Raw genomic sequence first — 26,224 nt, forward strand, 5'->3', positions numbered from 1 at the left:
CTGCAATAAGTGCGTCGTGGTTGCCACGCTCTATGATGTTTCCATGTTCAAGCACCATTATCGCATCGGAGTTTCTTACGGTGGAAAGTCTGTGAGCGATTACGAATACCGTTCTGCCCTCCATCAGACTGTCCATGCCCTTTTCGATGAGGGCTTCCGTTCTTGTATCAATGGAAGATGTTGCTTCATCAAGGATAAGAACGGGAGGATCCGCAACGGCCGCTCTTGCAATGGCAAGAAGCTGTCTCTGACCCTGTGAAAGGTTTGCGCCGTCGGAATAAAGCATAGTATCGTATCCCTCGGGCAGATGTCTGATAAAGGAGTCGGCATTTGCAAGCTTTGCTGCCTTGATGACCTCTTCATCGGTAGCATCAAGCTTTCCGTAGCGGATATTATCCATAACGGTTCCTGTGAAAAGGTGTGTATCCTGGAGAACCATTGACAGCGAACGTCTCAGGTCATCCTTCTTAATCTTGTTGATGTTGATGCCGTCGTAGCGTATCTTTCCGTCGGGCACATCGTAAAATCTGTTTATCAGGTTGGTGATAGTGGTCTTTCCCGCACCTGTGGAGCCTACGAAAGCGATCTTCTGACCGGGCTTTGCGTAAAGGCTTATTCCGTTGAGAACGGTCTTGTTCTCCTCGTAACCGAAGGTTACGTCATCGAACTCAACCCTGCCCTGTACCTTGGTGTAGGTTATGGTTCCGTCTGCCTTATGGGGATGCTTCCATGCCCACACGCCTGTGCGCTCGGAGCACTCGGTAAGTGTTCCGTCGGGAGCTTCCTTGGCATTTACCAGAGTTACATAGCCGTCATCGACCTCGGAGGGCTCATCTATCATATTGAAGATACGCTCGGCACCTGCCAGTGCGGAGAGAACTGAGTTGAACAGCTGTGAAACCTGAGAAATAGGCATTGAGAAATTTCTTGTGTACTGGAGGAATGCAACGACTGTACCGACCATTATGGGACCGCTGAAAGAATGAACGCCCTTGATGGCAAGTATTCCGCCCACAACTGCGGTCAGTGCATACTGAACGTGACCGAGGTTGTTGTTTACGGGGCCGAGAATATTTGCAAAGGTATTTGCGTTTGTGGAAGCTTCGCAAAGGCGGTCATTGAGCTGCTCGAATTCTTCCTTTGCCTGCTTTTCGTGAACGAACACCTTAACGACTTTCTGACCGTCTATCATCTCTTCGATGTAGCCGTTGACAGCGCCTATCTCCTTCTGCTGCTCCTTGAAGTACTTACCGCTCTTGCCGCCTATCTTTCCTGTGAGGAAGAGAATGACAAACAGCATTCCGATAGATACGAGAGTGAGCTGCCAGCTGTAGTAAACCATCATTACGAACACGCCGATAATAGTAACAGCCGAAGAAATAAAGCTTGAAACTGCGTTGGAGAGCATCTCACGGATAGTATCGATATCATTGGTGTAGCGGCTCATAAGCTCACCGTGGGTATGGGTATCGAAATACTTTATGGGGAGAGTCTCCATGTGTGTGAACAGGTCTGTTCTTATCTTGAACAGTGTTTTTGTGGAGATATTAAGCATTATTCTTGAATATCCGAATGTGCAGAGGGCACCGATAACATACACCAGCATCATCTGTCCCAGAACTGCCATAAAGCCTCGGTAAAGCTCGGCATTTCCGCTGTCCTTGATAAGGGGGGTAAGGTAATTATCTATTATTTTCTGGAGGAAAGAGGTTCCTATTACATTTGCAAGCGAGCTGCATATGATGAAAACGACTACCAGCAGGAGCAGCGCCTTGTACTCTGCCATATAGGAAAGTATTCTCTTGAATGCGCCGAATGCGTTCTTGGGCTTCTGCATAGGTCCTTGCTTACGTGGAGGCATTATTCTTCAGCTCCTTTCTGCTGTGAGTAGTAAACTTCACGGTAGATCTCATTATTCTTTATAAGGTTATCGTGAGTATCGAATGCGTTTATCTCGCCGTTATCGAGGACGATTATCCTGTCAGCGTCGCTGACGGAGGAAATTCTCTGGGCGATGATGATCGTTGTGGTATCTGCCAGCTCCTGCCTGAATGCGCTTCTGATCTTCGCATCGGTGGCAGTATCGACTGCGCTGGTGGAGTCATCAAGAATAACTATCTTGGGCTTTTTAAGAAGCGCTCTTGCGATACAAAGTCTCTGCTTCTGACCGCCGGACACGTTTACGCCGCCCTGACCCAGATCTGTATTATATCCGTCGGGGAAGCTCATGATAAAGTCGTGAGCCTGTGCCTGCTTGCACGCTTCAACTATCTCCTCGTGGGTAGCGTTCTCATTTCCCCAGCGGAGGTTATCCTCGATAGTGCCTGAGAACAGAACGTTCTTCTGGAGAACCATTGCAACTTCGTTTCTCAGGTTATCAAGCTTGTAGTCCTTGACATTTCTGCCGCCTACCTCAACGCTGCCGTCAAGCACATCGTAGAGACGGGGAATAAGCTGAACAAGGGTACTCTTTGCCGAACCGGTTCCGCCGATAACGCCGATGGTCTCGCCAGACTTGATATCAAGATTGATATTCTTTACAGTGAGGTTATCCTCGTCCTTTGCATAGCTGAAAGAAACATTGTTGAATCTGATGCTTCCGTCTGCGGGAACAAGTGCGGGGTCTGCATCGTCATCTCTGATCTCGGGAACTTCATCGAATATCTCAACTATTCTGTGCATGGAAGCGAGGGAGATAGTTGTCATAACGAAGATCATGGAGAGCATCATAAGGGACATAAGTATCTGAGTTACGTAGCTGATGAAGCTGGAAAGCTCACCGACAAGGAATGTACCGCCGATAACCATATTTCCGCCGAAATAGATAACGGCAACGATGCAGGCATACATAATTATCTGCATTGCGGGCTGACCCAGAATAACGAGCTTTTCGGCATTTACCTGAGCGGCTCTTACATCGTCAGCGGAAGCTACGAACTTCTTGCCCTCAAACCTTTCTCTTACGAATGCCTTTACAACTCTGATACCGATAAGGTTTTCCTGTACCTTGGAGTTGAGGGAGTCATACTTTTCAAGCATTTTCTCAAATCTGGGGAATGCCTTTGTTGTGATAAGTCCCACTGCAACGCCCAGAACGGGGATAGCGACCAGGAACACAACTGCCAGCTCTGCATTGAGGGAGATCGACATTATAAGTGCGACGATAAGCATGAAAGGCGCACGTACCGCCATTCTGATTATCATCATAAAGGTGTTCTGAACGTTTGTAACGTCAGTGGTAAGTCTTGTTACCAGAGAAGCTGTGGAGAACTTATCCACGTTTGCAAAGGAAAAATCCTGAACCTTGTCAAAAAGCTTCTTTCTTACATTCTTAGCAAAGCCCATGCCTGCCTTTGCGGCAAACTTTCCGCCCAGTGCGCCGCAGCAAAGGGAGAATATTGCCATGGAGACCATGATAAGTCCCATTTTTACTGTGAACGCCACATCGCCGTTGGCAATTCCCACGTCCACTATCTTTGCCATTACCAATGGTATAAGAACTTCCATCAGTACCTCGCCTATCATTACCACAGGCGTGAGAATGGTATATTTTTTGTACTCGCCCACACAGGCGAGAAGCTTTTTCAGCATCTGTTGACCACTCCTTTGTAGTTATTCTTCTTTGAATTTCTCTAAATTTTCTATTGCAAGCTTCATCAGGCGTATGAACTCTTCACGCTCATGAGATGTCATACCGTTTGAGAGATACTGCTCCAAACGGCAGATGTTATCGTACATCTGCTTGCTTGTGCGAAGTCCCTTTTCGGTAAGGGTTATCCTCTTGATGCGTGCGTCCTCCTCGCAGACGCTTCTTGCAATGTACCCGCTTTTTTCAAGATTTCCCAGAATGCTCGCTACGGATGAGCGCTTTACCCCGAAATCATCTTCAAGATCACGCTGATACACACATTCGCCGTGGGCCGTGCGGTGAGCTATATAGAAAATTATCCTGCACTGCTCCCCTGTTATTATCTCGCCCTGTTTCATCATCATGGCATTGGTGGTATAGCGCAATGTTTTGGAAAGATGATTTATGTATCTGCCGATATGCTCATCCTCATTTCTATAGCCGCAGTCGGCATTTTCCATTTCATCAGCTCCTTTATTCCAAGAAAAAGAAAAATGTTAGACATCTATCAGTTAGAAGTCTAACATTTATTATAGCGGAATATAAAATCATATTCAACAGGTAATTTGTGAACAAAAGAACACAATTTCAAGAACTGCCCTTTGCACAATACTGCACATTTCCAAGGCAAAAAGTTTGTGCTATTTAACAAATTTGTCCGCAAACCACACGTTTTCTGCGGTGAACTCCCTGCCGTTAAGATACGAGAGAATGCCGCTGTCGGTGGTGAAATCAAATTTCAGCTTGTAGGAATAAAGCGCCTGAGTTTTGATGTTATAGCTTCGGTTCACCCTGTTGATGCCGTACTTTCCGTCACCCAGCAGAGGGCAGCCGATATATGCCATATGCGCCCTTATCTGGTGAGTTCTGCCCGTCATCAGCTCTATTTCCGCAAGGGTAAGAGTGCCGTCGGTCCTGAGCACACGGTACTTTGTTATTATAGTCTTGTTGGAGGCTGTTTTTTTGTCGGAAACGGTAACGGTATTTGTCTTGCTGTCCTTGAAAAGATAATGGGTAAGGGTGTCCGACTTTTTGGGCGGAACTCCCACAAGGATACAAAGATACTTTTTCTCCAGCTCCCTGTCCTTTATCTTCTGGTTGAGGATACGCAAAGATTCGGCATTTTTTGCGGCTATGACAATACCACCCGTGTTCCTGTCAAGGCGGTTGCAGAGGGCGGGAGTAAAGCTGTTTTCGTCCGCAGGGTCATACTCCCCTTTTGCATAAAGATAGTGGAGCATACGGTTCACAAGGGTATCTACGGAACCGTCGTTATCCTCATGGACAACAAGTCCGTTTTTCTTATCCATCAGCAGGATATTTTCGTCCTCATACACCACGGTGATATCCGCAGGGGCTTTAAGGAACTCGTACTCCTTTTCATCACTGCCGAAAAATTCATCGGGCAGATACAGCTCCAGCACATCGCCCTCGGAAAGTCGGGTGGATATCTCGCAGCGCTTGCGGTTGAGCTTGATATTTTTCGTGCGTATGCCCTTGTACATCAAGCTCTGGGGCAGGCTTGGAGCTGCTTTCTGTATGAACTTATCCACACGCTGTCCTGCGTCGTTGGAATTGATAATGTATTTTTTCATTGGCTGATATCTTCCTTGTAAATAATATTGGTTTTTACAGATTAACGTAATTTAACTTTTGGGTCGATTGGAGGAATGCAGCTACTCTATAAATTGGAATTTGACTATTCCTCAGTAAGTTATTTAATATCTTCTTCCAGATCTTTTTTTTGTAATATCCTCATATGCTTCTTCTATTCCGTTTTTTACAGCCCACTTAATTACAAAATATAATGCAATTAAAACCAAAATTGCCGTTCCAAAGCTGATTCCAAGCTCTTCCCCAATCATATTTTTATCCTCCATTATTTGAGCAGCATAACAAATGAAATTGAAATAATAAGTGTTAAAATACCTGAACCCAAGGCAAGTAAAACCTTTTGATAGGGTCTTTTACCTTCTTCCCTGGCTTTGGCAATATCATCAAGCCTCGTACCCTCGGAAAACGCAACTATCTCCCTATATGTCTGAATATCAAACTGTTTTTTCATTTTTTCCAGTCTGAACGCCATATAAAGTGTAACACCCATTAACACGACCCAGATGACAATACCCGCTAAGCTCAAAAAATGGAACAGCGGTATTGGTGAAAGCATTGCCAATAAAAACAAGACTGCGTAGATACGACTTAAGCTTTCAAATGTCTTTCTGTCTTCAGAGCTGATCTGTTCTTTCATGATTTCAATATCTCCTTTGATCAAATTATCAATTGAGACATTAAATACTTCGCTCAAAAGAACAAGACTGTTTACATCGGGATAGCTTTTATCATTCTCCCAGTTAGAGATAGTTTGCCTTGATACATATACTTTTTCTGCCAGTTCTTCCTGTGATAATGATAATTCATTGCGATGTTTTTTTATCTGACTTCCAAGCTCCATATTATCTGCCTCCTTCATTTTTATTTTAATCAAAGCAGCGTGTTTTGTCTATCAAAACCTTTTGACAACTGTAATTTTTTCGTTTTTTTAAATGTCAAAGGACTTTTACTTGGCTTGAAAACGCTTTTTCCCACAGAAATTCGATTCCTATAATTCCGATTTATCGTGATAAAAACATTGAATCATTATACCATATCAACTAAAAAAAATCAAGACAGCTCAAAAAAATTCACCGTACCCGCAGAACGGATACGGTGAAAGGTTATCTCTTACTTATTAAGAAGATACTCGTCAATAGCCTGAGCTGCGGATTTGCCTGCGCCCATTGCGAGGATAACGGTAGCTGCGCCTGTTACGGCATCGCCGCCTGCATAAACGCCCTCACGGGAGGTAAGACCGCTTTCGTCCTTGGTAACGATACAGCCGTGCTTGTTGGTTTCAAGTCCCTCTGTAGTGTTTCTGATGAGGGGGTTGGGAGATGTACCTATGGACATGATAACGCAGTCAACATCAACGGTATGCTCGGAGCCTTCCTTTACAACAGGACGTCTTCTGCCCGACTCGTCAGGCTCGCCAAGCTCCATGGATACGCACTTGATTCCGCTTACAAAGCCGTTCTCATCGCCAAGTATCTCGGTGGGGTTGGTAAGGGTCTTGAAGATGATGCCCTCTTCCTTAGCGTGCTCGATCTCCTCTGCACGGGCAGGAAGCTCAGCCTCGCCACGGCGGTAAACTATGTAAACCTCTTCTGCGCCGAGACGCTTTGCGCATCTTGCAGCGTCCATAGCAACGTTACCGCCGCCGACTACTGCTACTCTCTTGTTCTCCTTGACGGGAGTATCGCTGTCGGGCTTATAAGCCTTCATAAGGTTAACTCTGGTAAGGAACTCATTTGCGGAATAAACACCCTTGTAGTTCTCACCGGGAATGTTCATAAATCTGGGCAGACCTGCGCCTGAACCGATGAACACAGCCTCATAGCCGCTTTCAAACAGCTCGTCAATGGTAACGGTCTTGCCGATTATCATATTTGTTTCGATATCAACGCCGATAGCCTTGAGACCGTCGATCTCGTGCTGAACGATGCTCTTGGGAAGTCTGAACTCGGGGATACCGTAAACCAGAACGCCGCCTGCAAGGTGGAGCGCCTCGAATACAGTTACCTTGTAGCCTCTCTTTGCCAGGTCGCCTGCACAGGTAAGACCTGCAGGACCTGCGCCGATAACAGCAACTCTTTTGCCGTTGGAAGCGGGCATCTCAGGCTCGCCCTTGAAGTTTGCGTTGTGATAGTCAGCTGCAAATCTTTCCAGACGGCCGATAGCTACAGCCTCGCCCTTCTTTCCTCTTACGCACTTGCCCTCGCACTGGTTCTCCTGGGGGCATACACGACCGCAGACTGCGGGGAGGGAGCTGGACTTGGAGATAACGCTGTATGCGCCCTCAAAGTTGCCGTCAGCGATCTCCTTGATAAAGCCTGGGATATCAATATTTACGGGGCAGCCCGAAACGCAGGGCATAGCCTTGCAGTGGAGACATCTCTGTGCCTCGTCAACTGCGATATCAGCTGTATAGCCCAGTGCTACCTCCAGGAAGTTCTTGTTTCTTACATCAGGCTCCTGAGAGGGCATGGGGTTCTTTTTAAGAGACATATTAGGCATTTCACTTTACCTCCTTGAAAAGATTGCAGGTTTCTTCGTACTTTCTTTTTTCAAAAGGCTTGTACATTGTGGAACGTCTCATAGCCTCGTCGAAATCAACAAGGTGACCGTCGAACTCGGGGCCGTCAACGCAGGCAAACTTTGTCTCGCCGCCAACGGAAAGACGACATCCGCCGCACATTCCTGTGCCGTCGATCATAATGGGGTTCATGGAAACAACGGTCTTGATACCGTATTCCTTAGTGGTGGCAGCAACGAATTTCATCATTATCAGGGGACCGATAGCGATTACTTCGTCATACTGCTCGCCGCTGTCGATAAGCTCCTTGAGGGCATTGGTAACAAGACCCTTTGTGCCGTAGGAACCGTCATCTGTCATCATGCAGAGCTTGTCGGAGCAAGCCTTGAACTCATCTTCAAGGATAACAAGGTCCTTGTTTCTGAAGCCGACGATGGAATGCACCTCGCAGCCTACCTGATGGAGCTTCTTTGCAACGGGGTATGCGATAGCACAGCCAACACCGCCGCCTACAACAGCTACCTTCTTGAGACCTTCTGTATGAGTTGCTCTGCCGAGAGGGCCTGCAAAGTCATGAAGACATTCGCCCTCGTTCATATGATTAAGCTTTTCGGTAGTTGCACCAACTATCTGGAAGATAATGGTAACAGTACCCTTTTCCCTGTCAAAATCAGCTACTGTAAGGGGGATTCTCTCGCCGTTCTCATCTGTTCTGAGAATGATGAACTGACCGGGCTCCGCCTTTTTTGCAACTGCGGGAGCTTCGATATCCATAAGTGTTACAGTGGGGTTTAATGCTTTTTTTCTAACGATTTTATACATTTCACACTGTCCTTTCGTTTAAAAAAGCAGTACGGAAGGCGGCAAATATCCCTGAAAATTTATCAAAATGCCGTATGATTCCGCATTTTCTGCATATATATTTATCTTAACATACACAGCCCGTTTTTAGAAATATAAAAAAAGAATAAGGGTATATAACATTATACATACCCTTATTCTGAATTGTCAAATATGCAGGCTTATTCGTCCTTTCCGCCGCCGAACTGCTTTTTGTAGCTCAATGGACTCATGCCCACATATTTCTTGAATTTGTTGTGGAAATAGTTGATGTTTGAGTAGCCCACCATTTCAGCCACCTCATACACCCTGTATTCGTCCATGGCAAGCAGGCGCTTTGCTTCTGAAATACGTATCTCATCGAGATAGTTGTTGAAGTTATCGCCTGTATATTGGTGGAACACCTTGCCAAGATATGCGCTGTTGTAGCCGAAGATCCCTGCCAGCATTTCAAGGCGAAGCTCACGGTTGTAGTTTGCTCTGATATACTGGACCACACGCTCCATGGTGCTCTTTGTGGTCTTGCCGAAGCAGGCATCAGAGATATCGGTGAGCTTTGTTCTGATAGCCTCCACCATCTGGCTCAGGCTGTGCATATCGCTTATCTCATTTACAAAATCATCGCTTATCATGTTCTCGGGCTTTTTGTCCGCAGCGCTTCTGCTCATCTGGGAGCGCACGTCCATAAGCATGGTGATACAGCTTATCTTAGCCTTTTCGGGAGTATTGTCCGCAGTGAGCATGGACTCCATAAATCTGTCAAGAACGCCGTTGAGCTTTTCGGTATCGTTTATCTCCATGTATGCGTATATCCTGTCGGCAAAGTCGATATCCTCGGCGGTGCGGCTCTTTTTGAACACCTCGGTGCTTGCCACGCCGCAGTGATGGAAGATAAATCTCTTGCGGTAGAAATCAGCCGCCTCGGAATATGAAACGCATATCTCTGCCGGAGAGCTTACATTGCAGCCGCAGGAAATAAACGCTTCGGGAGAAAGCTCCTTGCGCAGCTTTTCAAGGGACATCATAACATCGGTATATTTCCAGCCCTTGAAAAGTATTCCCAGCGCACCGCTTATATCCACCGAAACTATATCCACGTTGTTAAGAGCGTCATAGAAGCGGCGGACTGTGTTATAGTCGGCAGACTGCTCGGGATGACTGCCGTCGGAGCAGACGATAGCGGCGCAGTAGCTTGGAAAATCATATTCATCTACGGCAGCTGCCACATGGATGGGGTCACCCGCAAAAAGCCCCTTGACAAGCTGCTCATTAAGGTATTCCCTGCCTATCTCCTGCTTGTATCTGTGCTCACGCTCACTCTTTATCTTCTTCCCTGCCGTCTTTATGGCTTCGATAAGCTCGTCCTCGTCAACGGGTTTGAGGATAAAATTCTCTACACCCAGCGCAATGGCGGTCTTGGCATAGGAAAAATCCGAATAGCCGGAAAGTATCAGCACCTTGCCCTTGAAGCCCAGCGCCTTTGCGGCTTCCGTCATCTCAATGCCTGTCTTTCCGGGCATTTTTATATCTGCGATAACTATATCGGGCTGGTGCATCATTATCTTGTTAAGTCCGTCATCGCCGTCGTCCGCTTCTCCTATCACCTCGCAGTCTATCTCGTCCCACGGGATCATCATTTTTATGCCCTGACGAACATTAGGCTCGTCATCAACAAGTAAAACCTTGAACATATTATAACCGCCTTTCCTGAGGATACGTTACTTTTCCTTGTCCGTATCCTGAACAGTGATCTTTTTCTGAACAGGATTTCTCGGGAGAGTTATCCTTATGGTGGTTCCCGCCTCGGGAGCCGTTTTTATGGACAAGCCGTACTGCTCGCCGTGATACATTTTTATTCTCTTGTTTACATTTGTAAGACCGATGCTCTTGCCCGAAGAGGTATCGTTGCGCCTGAGCTTTTCTTCAAGCTCCGCAAGCCTTTCGGGGGTTATTCCGCTGCCGTTGTCCGAAACGTCGATAACAACGCAGTCGTTGTGATAATATACCTTTATATCGATATGTCCGTTGGACTTGCAGCCCTCGATGCCGTGGACGAATGCGTTCTCCACAACGGGCTGAATCAGCAGGGGCAGTATCATATAATCCTTGGAGACCTCGGAATAAATGCTGTAGGAAACTCTGTCGCCGAATCGTGCGGTCTGAAGCTCCAGATAACTGTTTGTGAACTCCAGCTCGGAGCGGAGCGTTACCTCGCCGTCCTTGAATTCAAGGCAGCGGCGCATGAACTTGCCCAGCTTCTTTACCAGATCGGCGGTTTCCTTGTCGTTGTTGCAGTACGCCTTCATTCTGATGGTTTCAAGGGTATTGTACAGGAAGTGGGGATTTATCTGGCTGGCAAGGGCTTTGAACTCAGCCTCCATCTGGTCGAACTTGAATGCCTCGTTCTGGAGCTTTGCCTGATAGATGTCGTCCATCATCTTCTGCATACTGGAGATCATCTGGTTAAGGTCGCTGTAAAGGTCGGCTATCTCGTCACCGCCCTTGTCGTTGAAGGTGACGTTGATATCGCCCTCCGCAACTGCGTGCATCTTCTCGCTGAGAAGCTTTATCCGACGTGAGAACACACTGGTGAAAAGTATGATTATCAGCAGGGAAAGTATGAGCATAAGTCCGCAGTAGCCGCCGTAAACCACAGAAAGCCTGCTGAGAGAGTAGTTTATGTAGGAGTTTGGAATGAGCATGACCAGCTGAAAATCCGCATTGTGGTTTATGGTGAAGTTATTCAGCACCGTGTAGCCGTCATATCCCCAGAAGCCATAGTCATAGGTCTTGGAGATGTCGTTAACGTTAAGGTCATTGTCCCCCGACACGCTGTCGCCCTTGACTATCTCGGCAAAATCGCTGAAAAATGCCTTTCCGCCCACGCACATTACCGTTCTTATATGCTCGTCGGGCATGACACGCATAAGCCATTCATCGGATATGACCGCCACAGCCACAGCGGTAACGGTCTCGTTGGAGGTATCGGTTATCGCCTGAGCACAGCCAAGATAATACTTGCCGTCCGTAGGGCTTTTGATAATGTCCCACACGGCTGTGCTTGGGTCCTGTGCAGCAGAATTGTACCATTTCTGGGTAAGCACGCTTTCGTCCGCATAGATATAGTTGGAGTTATACACGAACTCGTTCCTGTTGATGAAAACGTATATGTTGCTCACCTGCGGGGAAGCCTGAACATACTGCACATGGATATTCTTGGCATAGAAATCATAATACTCGGACTTTTCCGAGGAGCGCTTTTCAAGGAAGCTTTTCAGCTCGCCGCTGCCTGCAAACATACGCATTATGCTGTCAGTGGACTCCACCATATCCATGGTGCGGTAACGAATGCTGTTGGAGCTGCTGACAGTGCTGCTCAGTGTCTGATCCTTGATTATGGTACGCATATTCACCAGCAGCATTACGCTGGCTGCAAAAAGGGGAAGTATAACGATGAAAAACATCATTACCATCTGATTTCTTATGGGAAAGCTTTTAGTACCGTCTTTGATGATATTTTCCTCCTTTTGCCGCATATGTGATTTTATTTTAGCATATTTTGCTGTCTTTTTCAAGTGCAAATAAATAAAAAAGGCGTGATAAATTTACCACGCCTTACGCAGATATTAGAACCTGTCTTCATAAGAAATGTGTGCGGATTTTCGAGCATAATTTTGTTGCAGAGTAGGCAAAAATCCGCAGGCGGGCTTTCGCCCGGCAAGGATTTTTAACGCAGTCTGCGGCAAAATTTGCCGAAAAAACGTGCGCATATGCTTGTGAAGACGGGTTCTTAAAGATTTGAGATGTGCTCGAACACCTTGTCGGTGCTCCAGAAGAACATATCGTGCTTGAAACGCTCCTGCTTCAGTCCTGTTCTTTCAAAGAGGTCCATAACTCCCGGCTGAACGCAGGAGAAATATACCATTCTTCCCTGGGAGATAAGTCTCTCGCAGTATTCGTGGAGGGCTTCTATTCCCGAGATATCCGCAACGGTAACGCCTCTCATTGAGAAGATTATGTTGTAGCTGTCACCGAGAGAGGATACCTTGTCCTCCAGCTTTGCGCAGGTTCCGAAATAAAGGGGTCCCGTGATATAAACAACGCTGGTGTATTTGAGCTTTTCGGGGTCAACGTTATCCTCGTCAAGCTTATCAGGATCGACCTCGGCAACCGTTACCTGCATATCGGATACCTTTACAACAAAGAGGATAAGCGAGAACACAACGCCGATAAGGATAGCCTTTGTAAGGTCAAACACAACGGTAGCTGTCATTGTGATAATGAACTGTGCAATGGCTGTTTTGAGCTTTTTGCTGAAAATGGACTTTATGGTCTTCCACTCGTTCATTCTCCATGCAGTTACGATAAGCACGCCTGCAAGAGCTGAAAGAGGTATCATAGACATTACGCCGCCGAGAACGAACATGGAAAGCAGCAGTACAACAGCGTGGATAACGGAAGTAAGACGTGTCTCTCCGCCGCTCTTTATGGCAACACTGGTTCTGGCGATAGCTGCCGTTGCGGGAACTCCGCCGAAGAAGGGCAGCAGGATATTTCCTATTCCCTGTGCGGTAAGCTCGATATCCGCATTGAGCTTTTCATTCTTCATTCGTCCTGCGGAAGCTCCGCAGAGCAGGGACTCAATAAGTCCCAGAGCCGCAATGGAAACAGCGGGAACAACAAAGTTGCCAAACTCGCTGAAATTTATCTTGGTAATGTCAAGTCTGTCAGCAAGGAAAATTGTTTTTGGTATCTCACCGACAACGCTTACATCAAAGTTGAAGATAAAGTTTGCTGCGGTGGCAAGAATAATTGCTGCCAGTGAACCCGGGCAATACTGGCTCAGCTTCTGAGGATATACAAACATGAAAACTATAACGCAAACGCCGATAATGAACGCTGTAAGATTGAAGCTCTGAGGCGTTGTGAAATAGCTTGCTATCTTTTCCAGGTTGTTAAGTCCCACGGACTTCATGCCGGTAAGGTTATCTATCTGACCGAGGGCGATGATAATGGCGATACCGCTGGTAAAGCCTGTGATAACAGGCGAGGGCAGGTATGAAACCAGTCCGCCCAGCTTGAATATGCCGCACAGCAGCAGTATGATGCCTGCCAATAAGCTTGCGATGAAAACACCCTGCATTCCGTACTGAGCCACCAGTGAAACAAGTATGGCTGTCATAGCTCCTGTGGGGCCGCTTATCTGATAGGAAGCGCCCGAAAGTGCGCCGATGATAAGTCCCGATATTATTGCGGTAACAAGTCCCGAAGCTGCGGTAGCTCCCGAGCTTACGCCGAATGCCAGTGCCAGCGGCAGAGCCACGGCTGCGACTGTTACGCCTGCAAGAACGTCTTTTCCGAATTTCTTGCCGTTGTACCCCTTAAATTCTCTTTTCAGCATTTCTGCAAATTGCCTGAACATTTTTCTTTTTCCTCCATGATCTCCCAAACATAAAAAAGTGCCAGTGGCAGCACCTCTGAAAGATGCTGCCGTGAATGGCACGTCACTAAAATATTATATTACCCTGTGAAAAAATTGTCAATGTATATGCTGTACAAAACCTTTGACTATCGGTAAATGCTTTATGGCAATATCACTCAATAGCCTTGAGTGAAGATGTCATATCTATCTTTTTGAGTCTGAAATACAGCAGGAAGTTTACAAGCACTGTGAAGATGACCATTACCGCCGCTGCCAGCACGAAGCAGAACCAAGGTATATCGGGCGAGAACATTACTTCATCTACCTCGGACTTGCCTACAACAAAGCTTTCAAGGAAAATTCCGCCTACCAGTCCAAAGGCAATGCCGATTATGGAGGAAATGGTGTTCTCACGGTAAATGTACGCTCCCACCTCGCCGTCAAAAAAGCCCAGCACCTTTATGGTGGCAAGCTCCCCTATTCGCTCGTTGATGTTAATGTTTGCCAGGTTGAAGAGTATTACAAGAGCAAGCGCTCCCGCAAAAATTATGATGACAAGAACTATAAGGTCAAGGCTTGATACCAGTGTTCTGAACGTTCCCGTTCCGTCATACATAAAGGACGATGAGATTATTCCGTCGCAGGAAATAAGCTCGGAGGTTATTCTGTCTCTTTCGGATTTTTCGGGAGTTTCCCCTGTGTTTATCAGGATAAGGTTGTCGTCGGTCTCGCCGAAGAGAGAGGTGTAAGTGTCCCTTGTCATATAGACATAGTGGAAGGTGTAGTTTTCTGCAATGCCCGATACCTCTGCGGGGCCAGATGCACCGTCAATAGTTACAAAGTCGCCTTCCTTTACACCAAGCACCCTTGCCATTTTCTCGGTGATTATCACCTTGCCGTCCTCAATGTAAAGATGCTCTCCGCTCTTTCTGTTCTGGAGCTGAACGTAATCGTCCATGTCAGCAACATCATCAAGGGCAAGGATATAGCCCTCCATATTGCCGCCTTCGGAATAAACGTCGTGTGTCTCCTGAACGGCGCTCATATGTGAAATGATAGCACTTTCGCCGTTTATAACGTCCTCGATGTGCGCAAGGTCATCCTCGGGAACATCGCTGCCGATAACTGCGATAGCATCGTAAAGGAAGATATCGTCATACTGCTTTTCTGCAATGCAGGCAATGGCTTCCTTTAATCCGAATGCTGTAAGCATAAGGGCTGTACAGCCGCCTATGCTTATAACTGTCATGAAAAATCTGCTCTTGTATCTGAAAAGATTTCTGAAAGTTACCTTGCTGCTGAATGAAAAGTGCTTCCAGATGGGTGTTATCTTTTCAAGCAGTATCCTTTTGCCATTCTTCGGGGGCTTTGGACGGATAAGCTTTGCGGGATATTCCAGAAGCTCGTTTGCACAGGTATATACCGCAGAAAGCGATGTACACAGCAGTGATACGCCCATGCAGCCCAGTGCATATGAGGGCATGAACGGCGCTTCAAATATGGGATAATTATACATCGTCTGATAGCAGATGAAGATTATCCTCGGCAACAGCGCCAGACCTATGGCTGTTCCCGCAAGGCTGCCCACAACGCTTGCTATAGCCGCATACAATACATATTGCAGGATTATGGAGCCTGTGCCGTAGCCCAGTGCCCTGAGAGTTCCAACCTCTGTGCGCTGCTCCTCGACCATTCTTGACATGGTGGTGCAGCAAACCAGAGCTGCAACCAGTATAAAGAACACGGGGAAAACTGCGGCAATGGAGTCTATCCTTTCCGCATCTCTGCCGTAGCTCATGCAGCCGGGATTGAACTCGTCCCTGTTCCACACGTACCACTCGCCATCGGCAAGCTTATCCTCAAGCTCGCTTTCAGCATCGGCTATCTCTGCATTAGCGCTGTCTATATCAGCCTGAGCCTCGTCCAGCTTTTTCTTGCCGCTGTCCAGTTCATGCTTTGCTTTAGCAAGGTCGCTGTCATAAGCGGAAAGCTCTTCAAGGCCCTTGTCTATTTCCTCTTCGCTCTTGTCAAGCTGCCATTTCTGGGCGGATATCTGCTCCAGTGCACCTGCGGAAGCTGCTCTCACCTGCTCGTTTACGCCTGTTATGGCTGCCTGAGCGGCGGTCTTTGACTGGAGATCCTTATCGGGATTTGTGATTATGAAAACCGCCAGAAGGTCGGATATGGAAGCCTCAATGTCATTATCGTCATACACCTGCTGGATACTTCTTGACTCGTTGAGAAGCTCCTCGGGAAGCACTTTGACGTATGCCTTTTCGTATATTTTCAGGATATCGTCTATCTGAGTGCAGGTGGCGGCAAGGGCGTTCATCTTTTCCTCATTCTCTGCCAGCTCTTTTCTGCCGTCCTCGATATCCTTTTTGGCATCGGTAAGCTCTTTTTTCTGCTCGTTTATCTGACTGTAGGACTTGTTGTACTCGTTCAGACCCTTGTCATAGTCCTTTTTGGCGTCGTCATATTTTTTCTGACCGTCCGCCAGCTTTTCCTTTGCATCGGCTATCTGCTCATCTGCATCGGCACGTATCTCGTCCGAACGCTCGCTGAGAAGCTGAGCTGACATTCCCTCGGCGTATTCCTCGGCAGCGGCTACGATATCGTTGTATTCATCTGAAAAAGGCTTGACGCTTTCGTCCATAGCCCCTGTTACCGAAAGGTAAAGGTCGGTATAAGCGTCATAGGCAAAGTTTTCCTCGGGGACGTAGATAAATGCACTTACGGAGCCTGTTCCGATAGTTGTGGAGCCTCGCTCATATGAAACATACACGGGAGATTTTACAAGGCCCACCACGGTATATTCCGACTGATTTAAATAGTCAGCCACATCATTGTCGCCGTCAGCAGAAAGCTTTACGGTATCTCCTATTTTAAAGGATATCTTGTGCATGGAATCATAATCGGCAACGCACTCCCCTGCCTTTTCGGGAAGTCTGCCCTCCATAAGATAAAGCTTGTTGAGCGGCTGATCTGCCGAATAGGAAAGCACTGTTACAGCCGACTGACCGCCGTTGTTTTCCACAAATAGGTCTGCCGAATAGCCTGCATATCCGCTGTCAAAATGCTCACCGTCGGAAAGCTTTTCTATTTCATCGCCGTTAAAGCCCAGCGTGGATTTAATCTGAACGTCCGCAAGGGCATATTCCCTGTAATACTTCCAGCCGGAATTTTTAAGGTCAGTTGATACTGCGCTTAAACCTGCATAAAACGCACAGCCTATCGCAATGATAGTAAGGATCGCCACAAATCTTCCGGGAGATTTCTTTACACCTCTGACCGTATTCAGTAAAAGCATATTTTTCTTCATAGCGTTATTACCTTACCATTCAATATTTTCAACAGGTGTGGGATTGGGATTGAGGGATATTTTTGCCACCTTGCTGTTCTTTATCTTGATAACACGGTCAGCCATGGGGGTTATCGCCTGATTGTGGGTGATGACTACCACTGTCATACCCTTTTCACGGCAGGTATCCTGCAAAAGCTTCAGTATTGTCTTGCCCGTGTTATAGTCGAGAGCGCCTGTAGGCTCATCGCAGAGCAGGAGCTTGGGTGATTTTGCCAGCGCTCTTGCAATGGAAACTCTCTGCTGTTCGCCGCCGGAAAGCTGTGCGGGAAAGTTGTTCATTCTGTCCTCCAGACCCACCTGCTTCAGCACCTGAGCCGCATCAATGCTCTTATCCTTGCAGGTCTGAGCCGCAAGCTCCACATTCTCATATGCGGTAAGGTTCTGCACCAGATTGTAGAACTGGAAAACAAATCCAATGTCATATCGACGGTAAGCGGTAAGCTCTCTGGGTTTGAGCTTTGCGATATCCTTGCCGTCAATGATAATCTCGCCCTCATCGCAGGTGTCCATTCCTCCCATAAGGTTCAGTACAGTGGTCTTTCCCGCACCGCTGGCACCTGTGATAACAACGAACTCGCCCTTTTCGATATCAAAGCTTACGCCGTCCGATGCGGTGATAGTTACCTCGCCCATCTGATAGCGCTTATATACATTTTTTAACGATACAAAACTCATATACAACCGTCCCATCATAAGTTATTTGAATATAACAAACCACATTATATTATACCATAGCAGCCCTTTAATTGGAATTGACATTTTTTACAAATTAAACAGAAAAGAGGTATATTTCTTAGCGAAATATACCCCTCATTATGTAGCAATATCACATCATTATAAAATACTGCATCGGATTTTTAGGATTTATCTTTACGGGAACATAGCCGCCCGCAAACTGCTCCTTGGGATTGGTCTCCAGATTTTTCTTGGAAAATCTATACTTTCTTCCGTTGATAACAGCCTCGCAGAACAGGTTGTAATGAACTATCTCAGTGGTCTGACCAACAAAGAACTCGTTGATGCCTGTTATCTCTGCCTCAATGACCTCGCCGTTCTCGATCATTCTTTCATTGACAAGCGCATATGCGCCGATGACCGCAAAAACTGCGCCTATTGCTATGAACGCAATGGGTATCATCTTGAAGAACATAAAGCCTATCTCAGCCGCATCAAGATACGGATTGAGCACATGGAGCACTACCGAACCGAACACGATGAACACCAACGCCGCACCAAATGCTGCCAGCGCAGAGTATAAATATTCATGCCTCTTCATAAAAATCCCTCCCGAAAGGATCAGACATTAAAGCGGAAAAGAACGATATCTCCGTCCTGCATAACATATTCCTTGCCCTCGGAACGCACAAGTCCCTTTTCCTTTGCGGCAGCCATGGAGCCGCACGCCATAAGGTCGTCAAAGGAAACGACTTCCGCTCTGATAAAGCCCTTTTCAAAATCGGTGTGTATCTTTCCTGCTGCCTGGGGAGCCTTGGTTCCCTTCTTGATAGTCCATGCACGAACCTCAGGCTGACCTGCGGTAAGGTAGGAGATAAGGCCAAGCAGAGAATAGCCCTCCTTGATAATTCTGTCAAGACCTGATACCTCAAGACCCAGCTCGGAAAGGAACATCTCCTTGTCCTCGCCGCTCATGTCGGATATCTCGGCTTCAAGCTCGGCGCAGATGGGCAGCACTGCGGCGTGTTCACGCTCAGCTATCTCGCACACTGTCTTATAATGCTTGGAATTTTCGATGTTGTTCTTGAAATCATCTTCGCTGAGATTTGCAGCGTAGATGACAGGCTTTGCGGAAAGCAGCGGAGTTGTCTTGATTATCTCCTCCTGCTCCTCGGTGAAGCCGAAGGAACGGGCAGAGTGACCCTCTTCAAGATGAGCTTTCAGAGCTTCAAGAAACTCCAGCTCAGCCTGATACTTCTTATCGCCCTTGATGAGCTTCTTTGTGCGGTCGATACGGCGCTCCAGCAGCTCGATATCGGAGAAGATAAGCTCCAAGTCGATAGTTTCGATATCTCTCTCAGGATTTATCTCGCCGTCAACATGAACGATGTTATCGTCCTCAAAGCAGCGTACAACGTGAACGATGGCATCGACCTCACGGATATTTGCAAGGAACTTGTTACCGAGGCCCTCGCCCTTGGAAGCGCCTCTTACCAGACCTGCGATATCAACAAATTCAAGTGTGGCAGGGGTAAACTTATCGGGGTTGTACATTTCCCTGAGCTTGTCAAGACGGCTGTCGGGAACGGAAACTATGCCCACGTTGGGCTCGATGGTGCAGAAAGGATAGTTTGCAGATTCTGCGCCTGCATTTGTAAGAGCGTTGAAGAGCGTACTTTTTCCTACGTTAGGAAGACCGACCATACCTAATTTCATATCTTTGATTTTCCTTTGCTGATTTATTTATTGGGACGCAGATCATTCATCGTCGCTGAAATTCAGATTTTTAACATACTCGTCAGCGTCGAAATCGTCGCTTGAAGAGCAGCAGGCAGCAAACTTCTTGCTGAGTGCCAGACGGGCAGCTATAACGCCTGAAATAAGACCTATAATGAATGCACCGAGAGCTGCGGCAACAGCCATGCCCTTTGTTATCTTGATTTTCTCATTTGAATATCTGCATACGGAACCGATGATCTCTTCTAACATAAAATAGCCTCCTTAGAAAAAACGTATTTTACTTATTATATACTATTTTTCCAAAAAATGCAATAGCAATGTGAAGTTCCTCGGAATAATTTACAAATTTAAAGAGATACCGCACCTTGGCACGGTATCTCTTGATTTTTGTTAGCGGGGCTTAAAGCCTTATACCATATGGATCTTGCTTGCGGCATCGGAATTCTTTCCGTCAATGCCGTACTTCTTGTTGCGTCTCTTCTCAAAGAACTTGGGAGCGACTTTGGGGAACATTGCGTAGGTGAGAACGTCCTCGTCCTGCTCGATCCACTCTGCGCATTCCTTGCGGAGAGTATCAAGCTCAGGCTCAAGCAGATCTGCGGGACGGCAATCGATAGCCTCCTCGCCCTTGAGTATGGACTTTCTGAACTCGGGGTCGATAGGTGTGGGAGTTCTTCCGTATTTGCCTGCGATAACGTCCTTGAATTCCTTGGTAACGGTCTTGTATCTCTCGCCGCTGATAACGTTGAACACAGCCTGTGTGCCCACGATCTGGGAGGAAGGAGTAACAAGAGGGATATTACCTGCATCTGCACGAACTCTGGGAACTTCTCTGAGCACTTCCTCGAACTTATCCTCCTTGCCCGACTGCTTGAGCTGGGACAGAAGGTTGGAAAGCATTCCTCCGGGAACCTGATAGATAAGTGCGTTTGCATCTGCAACAAGGATCTTGGGGTCAAGGAGACCTTCGTCGATATACTTCTTGCGCAGACCCATGAAGTAGCTTCTGATCTCGGTAAGCTTTACAAGGTCAAGACCTGTATCGTACTCTGTGCCCTGGAGCGCTGCTACCATAGACTCGGTAGGAGTATGGGAAGTACCGTGAGCCAGAGGAGACATTGCTGTGTCGATATACTCGCAGCCGTTTTCAATAGCCTTGAGCTGGCACATTGAAGCGAGACCCGATGTATAGTGTGTGTGGAGCTGAATGGGGATACCGATGTTCTCCTTGAGAGCCTTTGTAAGGGAAGCAGCTCTGAAAGGAGTAAGGAGCGCAGCCATATCCTTGATACAGATGGAATCAGCGCCCTCTGCTTCGCACTGCTTTGCGTAGTTTACATAGTAATCATCGGTGAAAACATCGCCCAGTGTAAAGGACATTGCTACCTGAGCGTGTGCGCCCTCCTTCTTGGCAGCGTGGATAGCTGTCTGGAGGTTTCTGATATCGTTCAGCGCATCAAAGATACGGATAATATCCATACCGTTTGCAACAGTCTTCTGAACGAAATATTCAAGAACATCGTCAGCATAGTGACGGTAGCCCAGCATATTCTGACCTCTGAAAAGCATCTGGAGCTTGGTGTTGGGCATATTCTTACGGATTATTCTCAGTCTCTCCCAGGGATCCTCGTCGAGGAAACGGATACAAGCATCAAATGTTGCGCCGCCCCAGACCTCTGCGGAATAGTAGCCGATCTTATCCATCTCCTGCATAATGGGGAGCATCTCGTCAATGCTCATTCTTGTTGCGATGAGCGACTGATGAGCGTCTCGGAGAACGGTTTCGGTGATTTTTACTTTAGGCATTGTGGATTGCTCCTTTCAGCTTATGCGATGGTAGCGAGAACGTCATCGGAATTAACGGTATCGCCCTTCTTGGCAGCGATAGATGTGATCTTGCCTGCTACGGGAGCTACGATATCATTTTCCATCTTGAGTGCCTCGAGAACTACAACGACCTGGCCTGCGGAAACAGTGTCGCCTACGTTTACCTTGACATCAAGGATATTTCCGGACATGGGAGCCTTAACGGGTGTGCCGTTGCCTGCTGCAGGAGCAGCTGCGGGTGCGGGTGCTGCTGCGGGAGCTGCCTGAACGGGAGCTGCGCCTCCTACTTCCTCAACTGCTACGTCATAGGACTTTCCGTTTACTGTAATATTAAATCTCTTCATAATGTATATCGACCTTTCAGGTTAATTTTATCAAAGGGGAAGAATGTTGTGCTTCTTGGGAAGGCGCTTGTTAAGGCGCTTACCTGCTGTAACATCAAGAACGGAAGCAACTGCTGCTCTTACGTTTTCGGCTGTTACCACTTCGTCAGCCGCACCCTTGGCTGCTGCCGCAAATGCAGAGCCTTCATTCTCGGCATATTCCTTGGCTATCTGAGCTCTTGCGGCTGCAAGGTCATCTGCGCCCTTGAGCTTGTCATGATAAAGGAACTCAGCTGCGCTGACAGGATCCATGGGAGCGATAACTGCCTCGGGAAGCGCATAAACTGCATCGGCAGCAACATTCCTGCCTGCAAATGCGATATAAGCCATTCCGCATGCCTTGCCGCTTACCAGTGCTATCTTTGCACATGAAGCCTCGGCATATGCGCCTGCAAGAGCAGCACCCGCACGTACCATATCTGCGCCATGAAGGTCAAAGCCCTCGGTATCGGCAACAGTGATGACGGGAATGCTGTAAGCGTCGCAGAGACGAACAAATCTTGCGATCTTTGAGCAGTCTGCAGAGGTGAGCTTGTCCTTGGTCTTGTTGGTGGCAGCGATACCTGCTGTAACTCCCGAAACTGTGCAGAGCGCAGTGTAGGAAGCTGTGCCGTACTCGCCGTAAACCTCAAGAATGCTGCCTGCATCTGCAATGCTCTCGGCTGCGTTCTCGGCGTTATCGAAAGCTGCGCTCACGGGAGCGTCAAACTCAAACTCGGGAAGGGGTGAAAGGTTATTCTGAGGCATAAGGGAAAGATATCTGCGGACAGTATCCATAGCCTCTGCATCGGACTTGGCATATGCGCTAACTGCGCCGCTCTTTGCTGCGCTCTCGGCGGAAGCGTTGTTTCCCGATGCGTCAAGATAAAGCTCAGCGCCCTCGGTGATAACGGAGAAATCAGCGGAGGAAGCTATCATTGCCATAGTTCCCGCACATACTCCCGAAATTACCGATACCATGGGAACTACGCCCGAAAGGCTGCCCATGCTGAGAAGAATATCACTGTAAGCGTTGAGAGCGTCAGCTCCGTCCTCAACGAATGCGCCGCATGAATCATATATTCCCACAACGGGAACGCCGTTCCTTGCGGCAAGCTCAAACATTTTGCATATCTTGGCACTGTGAGCAAGGCTTACTGCACCCTTCATAACAGTGCTGTCCTGAGAAAAGGCGTATGCGGGAGTTCCCCCGATATATCCGTATGCGGTTACCACGCCTGCGAGGTTCTCACCGGCTCTGAGATTTGAGCCTGTTTCCGTATAAACTCCATCGTCAAAAAGTGCTGCAAGTCGTTCTCTTGCGGGGCATCGACCTTTGACAGCCGCATATTCCGCAAGCGCCGCTCTCTGACTTTCAGTCATCATAATTTAGTTCCTCCATTTCGCAGCAAGGCATGAGCAAAGCTGTAAATAAAATTTATCCGAGTTTAATTATACACCCTTTTATTTAATTTTACAAGAGATTATATGCCATTTTTTTGCAGTGACAAAATGTTTTTACAATTTGTCAAAAAAAGAAGCGGACGCCCGAAGCAAATCGGACGTCCGCAAAGGGTGGATTTATCAGCCGCAGCAGGAGGGCTTGCAGACGAAGGACATACAGTCTGTGCACTCGGGAACGGTGGGGTTAGCCTCGTGAGTGCCAACCTTGATGGACTCGAGAGAGCAGTAATGCTCTGCGTTGAGATTATACTTGCAGCTTGTTACATCGCACTTGATAGCAGAATTCTTAGACATGACAAATACCTCTTTTTATCTATATTTTACCGCATTCCATACAAATGCCTGCCCAAAGCAAGCGTTTGTACGGATCGGGTACATAAGTATTATCTGCGGCTGTGCGAATGTCATTCATGGAAAAATTTCCGAATATCCACGCAGCTGCCTATTGACAAATCCGTATTCATGTGTTATAACCGTATTATATCAGACGATACAGTTATAGCTATGTAACATTTCGCACTTTGCATTTGTATATATAGCGTGAGGGCTTCAATGCCTCAAAAGAAAAGAAAGGATATTCAAAAAATGAAAAAACTTACCGTCAAAGCAGTATGCCTCCTTGCATCTGCGGCAATGCTCACTGCCTGCGCTCAGAACAGCAAAACTCAGCCCGATACGGAAGCCGTCAAGACCCTGAACTATATCAGCACCCAGAGTATTTCTGACAGCAAGGCTATGGGCGAGATACAGGATTTTTCCTACTCCCCCGCATCGGACAGGCTCTTTTTCAGATCATATCTTATGACAGACGATTCGGCTGAATATTATTTCAACAGCATGAAGTCCGACGGAAGCGACTTCCGCTCCCGACTGATCACAGATGACCGCCGCTCAGAGATATCATTCACCGCTGACGGCTCGGGATATTATGTCAGCACTGTATATAATGATGATGGGCAGACCTGCACACTTGTAAAAACAGACGCAGAGGGCAACGATGTATCATCACTGCCGCTTTCCCCCGAAGGCATCGACAACGATTTTTATATTGACGGAATATGCGCTGCCGAAGACTATCTTTTCGTCAACTGCTACAACAATATCTATGTTTTCGGATATGACGGCAGCTTTATCTGCAAAATGTCCGCAGAAAACATGAGCGCATGGAATATGGTCAAAGGCGCATCGGGAACGGTGTATGTATGGTCATATTCAAACGGCTTTGTACTGTATAAGGCAGACATGACCAATAAGGAGCTTGTAAAGGCAGCGCTTCCATTTGACGAGGTGTATTCGTCCGATACATATCCTGTTTCGGGCTATGGTGACAGCGAGCTTTTTATCACCGACGGAACTACATTTTATTCCTACGACCCTGAAGTGGGCACAAAGACTGAGCTGTTCAACTGGATCGACAGCGGCGTCAGCATAATGGAGGTAACAAAGATATTCCCCACAGAGGACGGCTTCATATGCGGCGGAAGCGCATATCCCTCAGGCAGACCCTGCGCCTACAAAATTTCGGCAACGGACGAAAAGCCCGCACAACGAAAAGAGCTTATACTTGCAGGCGATGAATACAGCCTTGACCCTTATATAAAAAATCAGGCGGTAAACTTTAACCGCAGGGACAGCGAATACCGCATAACCCTTAAATGCTACAACGACATACAGTCGCTGAATATGGATATGCTTTCGGGCAAAACTCCCGATATACTTATGATAGGCAACGAGACCCCTGCGGATACATATGTTACAAAGGGAATTTTTGCCGATATGTATGAATTTATCGACAGTGACAGCGAGCTGAGCCGTGAGGATTTCCTGCCGAACCTGCTTAAAGCCTCCGAGACCGACAGCAAGCTTTATACATTCAGCGACCGCTTCAAGGTATTCACCGTTCTGGGAAAAACTTCCATATTCGGCGATAAAATGGGCATCACCACCGAGCAGCTCAGAAATATTGCCGCACAGAGACCCTCGGGCACGGAGATCTTCCCCGGCTCCTGCAAAAACGATATCCTTGACTACGCCCTTTATATGTCAGGCAGTAGGCTTATTGATATTAAAAAAGGCACCTGCGATTTTACCTCCGACTATTTTATCGGGCTGCTGGAATATGCAAATGAATATATGTCCTCACTGGATACCGACGCTTATTTTGATGACAGCTTCTGGGACAGATATGCCACCATGTATGCCGACGAAAGCTCTCTGCTGCTCATATCCCACCTCAACGATTATGCGGATATATACACCTTTGAGCATGAAAATTTCGGCGAGCCTGCCACCGCCGTGGGATTCCCAGTTGAAAGCGGCATAGGCTCTGCATTCGAGATAGAAACAGGCTTTGCGATAAGCTCCTCAGTCAATAAGGAGGGCGCATGGAGATTTGTACGCACCCTGCTGCTCCCCGATTATCAGGACTATGTTGACTGCTTCCCTGTGAGAAACGATTCACTTCAGAAAAAAGCTGAAAAAGCTATGACCCACGACAGCTCCCGTGTCACAAACCCCATAATCATAATGGGACATATGATGCTTTCAAGCGGAACTATGGGCATCGGCGAGCCTGCTCAGGCGGATATCGACAAGGTAAACGCCGTTATAAGCTCCGTGCAGAATATCCACAAATACAACACCACCGTAAGCGACATCATCAGTGAGGAAGCGTCACGGTATTTTAACGGAAACATTAGCTCAAAGGAAGCTGCCGAAGCTATCCAGAACAGAGTTCAGCTTTATCTTTCCGAAAGCTACTGATATTATG

Annotated in this window: 21 protein-coding genes; 1 reads left to right on the forward strand and 20 read right to left on the reverse strand. The window is 47.3% G+C overall.

Translation table 11 applies throughout. The annotated features are described in order from the left end of the window. The 20 genes from OCV68_RS02950 to OCV68_RS03045 all read right to left on the reverse strand — a co-directional run. A partial coding sequence (locus OCV68_RS02950; RefSeq protein ID WP_262570586.1) for an ABC transporter ATP-binding protein occupies positions 1-1,861 on the reverse strand: 1,861 nt, incomplete at its 3' end. Next, complete coding sequence (locus tag OCV68_RS02955; protein WP_262570588.1) at positions 1,861-3,591, reverse strand: ABC transporter ATP-binding protein; 1,731 nt, start codon at positions 3,589-3,591, stop codon at positions 1,861-1,863. The genes OCV68_RS02955 and OCV68_RS02950, both read right to left, overlap by 1 nt. Positions 3,592-3,612: 21 nt before the next feature. After that, on the reverse strand, positions 3,613-4,089 hold the full coding sequence (locus OCV68_RS02960) for a MarR family winged helix-turn-helix transcriptional regulator (protein WP_262570590.1): 477 nt from the start codon (positions 4,087-4,089) through the stop codon (positions 3,613-3,615). A 180-nt stretch (positions 4,090-4,269) separates the two neighbouring features. After that, positions 4,270-5,223: an RluA family pseudouridine synthase gene (locus OCV68_RS02965; RefSeq protein ID WP_262570592.1), complete on the reverse strand. Its 954-nt coding sequence runs from the start codon at positions 5,221-5,223 to the stop codon at positions 4,270-4,272. A 123-nt stretch (positions 5,224-5,346) separates the two neighbouring features. Then, positions 5,347-5,493: a DUF6019 family protein gene (locus tag OCV68_RS02970; RefSeq protein WP_178724306.1), complete on the reverse strand. Its 147-nt coding sequence runs from the start codon at positions 5,491-5,493 to the stop codon at positions 5,347-5,349. Between the two features lie 14 nt (positions 5,494-5,507). Beyond that, positions 5,508-6,083 carry a helix-turn-helix domain-containing protein gene (locus tag OCV68_RS02975; RefSeq protein ID WP_262570597.1) on the reverse strand — a complete coding sequence of 192 codons (576 nt, stop codon included), beginning with the start codon at positions 6,081-6,083 and terminating at the stop codon, positions 5,508-5,510. A gap of 269 nt (positions 6,084-6,352) precedes the next feature. Then, a complete protein-coding gene (gene gltA / locus OCV68_RS02980) occupies positions 6,353-7,741 on the reverse strand; it encodes an NADPH-dependent glutamate synthase (RefSeq protein ID WP_262570598.1) in 1,389 nt (462 codons plus the stop codon). 1 nt (position 7,742) lies between these two features. Beyond that, positions 7,743-8,582 carry a sulfide/dihydroorotate dehydrogenase-like FAD/NAD-binding protein gene (locus tag OCV68_RS02985; protein ID WP_022475445.1) on the reverse strand — a complete coding sequence of 280 codons (840 nt, stop codon included), beginning with the start codon at positions 8,580-8,582 and terminating at the stop codon, positions 7,743-7,745. A 200-nt stretch (positions 8,583-8,782) separates the two neighbouring features. Then, complete coding sequence (locus OCV68_RS02990) at positions 8,783-10,291, reverse strand: response regulator transcription factor (RefSeq protein WP_262570602.1); 1,509 nt, start codon at positions 10,289-10,291, stop codon at positions 8,783-8,785. Between the two features lie 27 nt (positions 10,292-10,318). Beyond that, positions 10,319-12,136, reverse strand: a complete 1,818-nt coding sequence (locus OCV68_RS02995; RefSeq protein ID WP_262570605.1) for a sensor histidine kinase — start codon at positions 12,134-12,136, stop codon at positions 10,319-10,321. Between the two features lie 254 nt (positions 12,137-12,390). Continuing rightward, positions 12,391-14,022, reverse strand: a complete 1,632-nt coding sequence (locus OCV68_RS03000; RefSeq protein ID WP_147621234.1) for a SulP family inorganic anion transporter — start codon at positions 14,020-14,022, stop codon at positions 12,391-12,393. 172 nt (positions 14,023-14,194) lie between these two features. After that, the gene (locus tag OCV68_RS03005) at positions 14,195-17,344 is read right to left on the reverse strand and encodes an ABC transporter permease (protein WP_262570608.1); all 3,150 of its coding nucleotides are present in this window, start codon (positions 17,342-17,344) and stop codon (positions 14,195-14,197) included. A 12-nt stretch (positions 17,345-17,356) separates the two neighbouring features. After that, on the reverse strand, positions 17,357-18,061 hold the full coding sequence (locus OCV68_RS03010) for an ABC transporter ATP-binding protein (protein ID WP_022475450.1): 705 nt from the start codon (positions 18,059-18,061) through the stop codon (positions 17,357-17,359). A gap of 151 nt (positions 18,062-18,212) precedes the next feature. Beyond that, the gene (locus OCV68_RS03015) at positions 18,213-18,662 is read right to left on the reverse strand and encodes a hypothetical protein (protein WP_022475451.1); all 450 of its coding nucleotides are present in this window, start codon (positions 18,660-18,662) and stop codon (positions 18,213-18,215) included. 20 nt (positions 18,663-18,682) lie between these two features. Beyond that, the gene (gene ychF / locus OCV68_RS03020) at positions 18,683-19,777 is read right to left on the reverse strand and encodes a redox-regulated ATPase YchF (protein WP_022475452.1); all 1,095 of its coding nucleotides are present in this window, start codon (positions 19,775-19,777) and stop codon (positions 18,683-18,685) included. A 42-nt stretch (positions 19,778-19,819) separates the two neighbouring features. Beyond that, positions 19,820-20,050 carry a hypothetical protein gene (locus tag OCV68_RS03025; protein WP_022475453.1) on the reverse strand — a complete coding sequence of 77 codons (231 nt, stop codon included), beginning with the start codon at positions 20,048-20,050 and terminating at the stop codon, positions 19,820-19,822. Between the two features lie 159 nt (positions 20,051-20,209). Beyond that, complete coding sequence (locus OCV68_RS03030; RefSeq protein ID WP_022475454.1) at positions 20,210-21,607, reverse strand: oxaloacetate decarboxylase subunit alpha; 1,398 nt, start codon at positions 21,605-21,607, stop codon at positions 20,210-20,212. 20 nt (positions 21,608-21,627) lie between these two features. Then, the gene (locus OCV68_RS03035) at positions 21,628-21,972 is read right to left on the reverse strand and encodes a biotin/lipoyl-containing protein (RefSeq protein WP_262570612.1); all 345 of its coding nucleotides are present in this window, start codon (positions 21,970-21,972) and stop codon (positions 21,628-21,630) included. A gap of 30 nt (positions 21,973-22,002) precedes the next feature. Next, positions 22,003-23,376 (reverse strand): carboxyl transferase domain-containing protein, encoded by a 1,374-nt coding sequence (locus OCV68_RS03040; RefSeq protein ID WP_262570613.1) that lies wholly within the window; start codon positions 23,374-23,376, stop codon positions 22,003-22,005. Between the two features lie 198 nt (positions 23,377-23,574). Beyond that, complete coding sequence (locus tag OCV68_RS03045) at positions 23,575-23,748, reverse strand: DUF1540 domain-containing protein (protein ID WP_022475456.1); 174 nt, start codon at positions 23,746-23,748, stop codon at positions 23,575-23,577. A gap of 291 nt (positions 23,749-24,039) precedes the next feature. Here OCV68_RS03045 and OCV68_RS03050 point away from each other — a divergent pair, with 291 nt between their 5' ends. Continuing rightward, positions 24,040-26,217: a hypothetical protein gene (locus tag OCV68_RS03050; protein WP_262570615.1), complete on the forward strand. Its 2,178-nt coding sequence runs from the start codon at positions 24,040-24,042 to the stop codon at positions 26,215-26,217. The last annotated feature ends 7 nt before the right edge of the window (positions 26,218-26,224 follow it).

Source organism: Huintestinicola butyrica, assembly GCF_025567215.1.
Lineage (GTDB): Bacteria > Bacillota > Clostridia > Oscillospirales > Ruminococcaceae > Huintestinicola > Huintestinicola butyrica.

Excerpts from the sequence above, each read along its gene's own strand:
- OCV68_RS02955 (WP_262570588.1), bottom strand. The coding sequence starts at position 3,591 with ATGCTGAAAAAGCTTCTCGCCTGTGTGGGCGAGTACAAAAAATATACC.
- OCV68_RS02960 (WP_262570590.1), bottom strand. The coding sequence starts at position 4,089 with ATGGAAAATGCCGACTGCGGCTATAGAAATGAGGATGAGCATATCGGC.
- OCV68_RS02965 (WP_262570592.1), bottom strand. The coding sequence starts at position 5,223 with ATGAAAAAATACATTATCAATTCCAACGACGCAGGACAGCGTGTGGAT.
- OCV68_RS02970 (WP_178724306.1), bottom strand. The coding sequence starts at position 5,493 with ATGATTGGGGAAGAGCTTGGAATCAGCTTTGGAACGGCAATTTTGGTT.
- OCV68_RS02975 (WP_262570597.1), bottom strand. The coding sequence starts at position 6,083 with ATGGAGCTTGGAAGTCAGATAAAAAAACATCGCAATGAATTATCATTA.
- gltA (WP_262570598.1), bottom strand. The coding sequence starts at position 7,741 with ATGCCTAATATGTCTCTTAAAAAGAACCCCATGCCCTCTCAGGAGCCT.
- OCV68_RS02985 (WP_022475445.1), bottom strand. The coding sequence starts at position 8,582 with ATGTATAAAATCGTTAGAAAAAAAGCATTAAACCCCACTGTAACACTT.
- OCV68_RS02990 (WP_262570602.1), bottom strand. The coding sequence starts at position 10,291 with ATGTTCAAGGTTTTACTTGTTGATGACGAGCCTAATGTTCGTCAGGGC.
- OCV68_RS02995 (WP_262570605.1), bottom strand. The coding sequence starts at position 12,136 with ATGCGGCAAAAGGAGGAAAATATCATCAAAGACGGTACTAAAAGCTTT.
- OCV68_RS03000 (WP_147621234.1), bottom strand. The coding sequence starts at position 14,022 with ATGTTCAGGCAATTTGCAGAAATGCTGAAAAGAGAATTTAAGGGGTAC.
- OCV68_RS03005 (WP_262570608.1), bottom strand. The coding sequence starts at position 17,344 with ATGAAGAAAAATATGCTTTTACTGAATACGGTCAGAGGTGTAAAGAAA.
- OCV68_RS03010 (WP_022475450.1), bottom strand. The coding sequence starts at position 18,061 with ATGAGTTTTGTATCGTTAAAAAATGTATATAAGCGCTATCAGATGGGC.
- OCV68_RS03015 (WP_022475451.1), bottom strand. The coding sequence starts at position 18,662 with ATGAAGAGGCATGAATATTTATACTCTGCGCTGGCAGCATTTGGTGCG.
- ychF (WP_022475452.1), bottom strand. The coding sequence starts at position 19,777 with ATGAAATTAGGTATGGTCGGTCTTCCTAACGTAGGAAAAAGTACGCTC.
- OCV68_RS03025 (WP_022475453.1), bottom strand. The coding sequence starts at position 20,050 with ATGTTAGAAGAGATCATCGGTTCCGTATGCAGATATTCAAATGAGAAA.
- OCV68_RS03030 (WP_022475454.1), bottom strand. The coding sequence starts at position 21,607 with ATGCCTAAAGTAAAAATCACCGAAACCGTTCTCCGAGACGCTCATCAG.
- OCV68_RS03035 (WP_262570612.1), bottom strand. The coding sequence starts at position 21,972 with ATGAAGAGATTTAATATTACAGTAAACGGAAAGTCCTATGACGTAGCA.
- OCV68_RS03040 (WP_262570613.1), bottom strand. The coding sequence starts at position 23,376 with ATGATGACTGAAAGTCAGAGAGCGGCGCTTGCGGAATATGCGGCTGTC.
- OCV68_RS03045 (WP_022475456.1), bottom strand. The coding sequence starts at position 23,748 with ATGTCTAAGAATTCTGCTATCAAGTGCGATGTAACAAGCTGCAAGTAT.
- OCV68_RS03050 (WP_262570615.1), top strand. The coding sequence starts at position 24,040 with ATGAAAAAACTTACCGTCAAAGCAGTATGCCTCCTTGCATCTGCGGCA.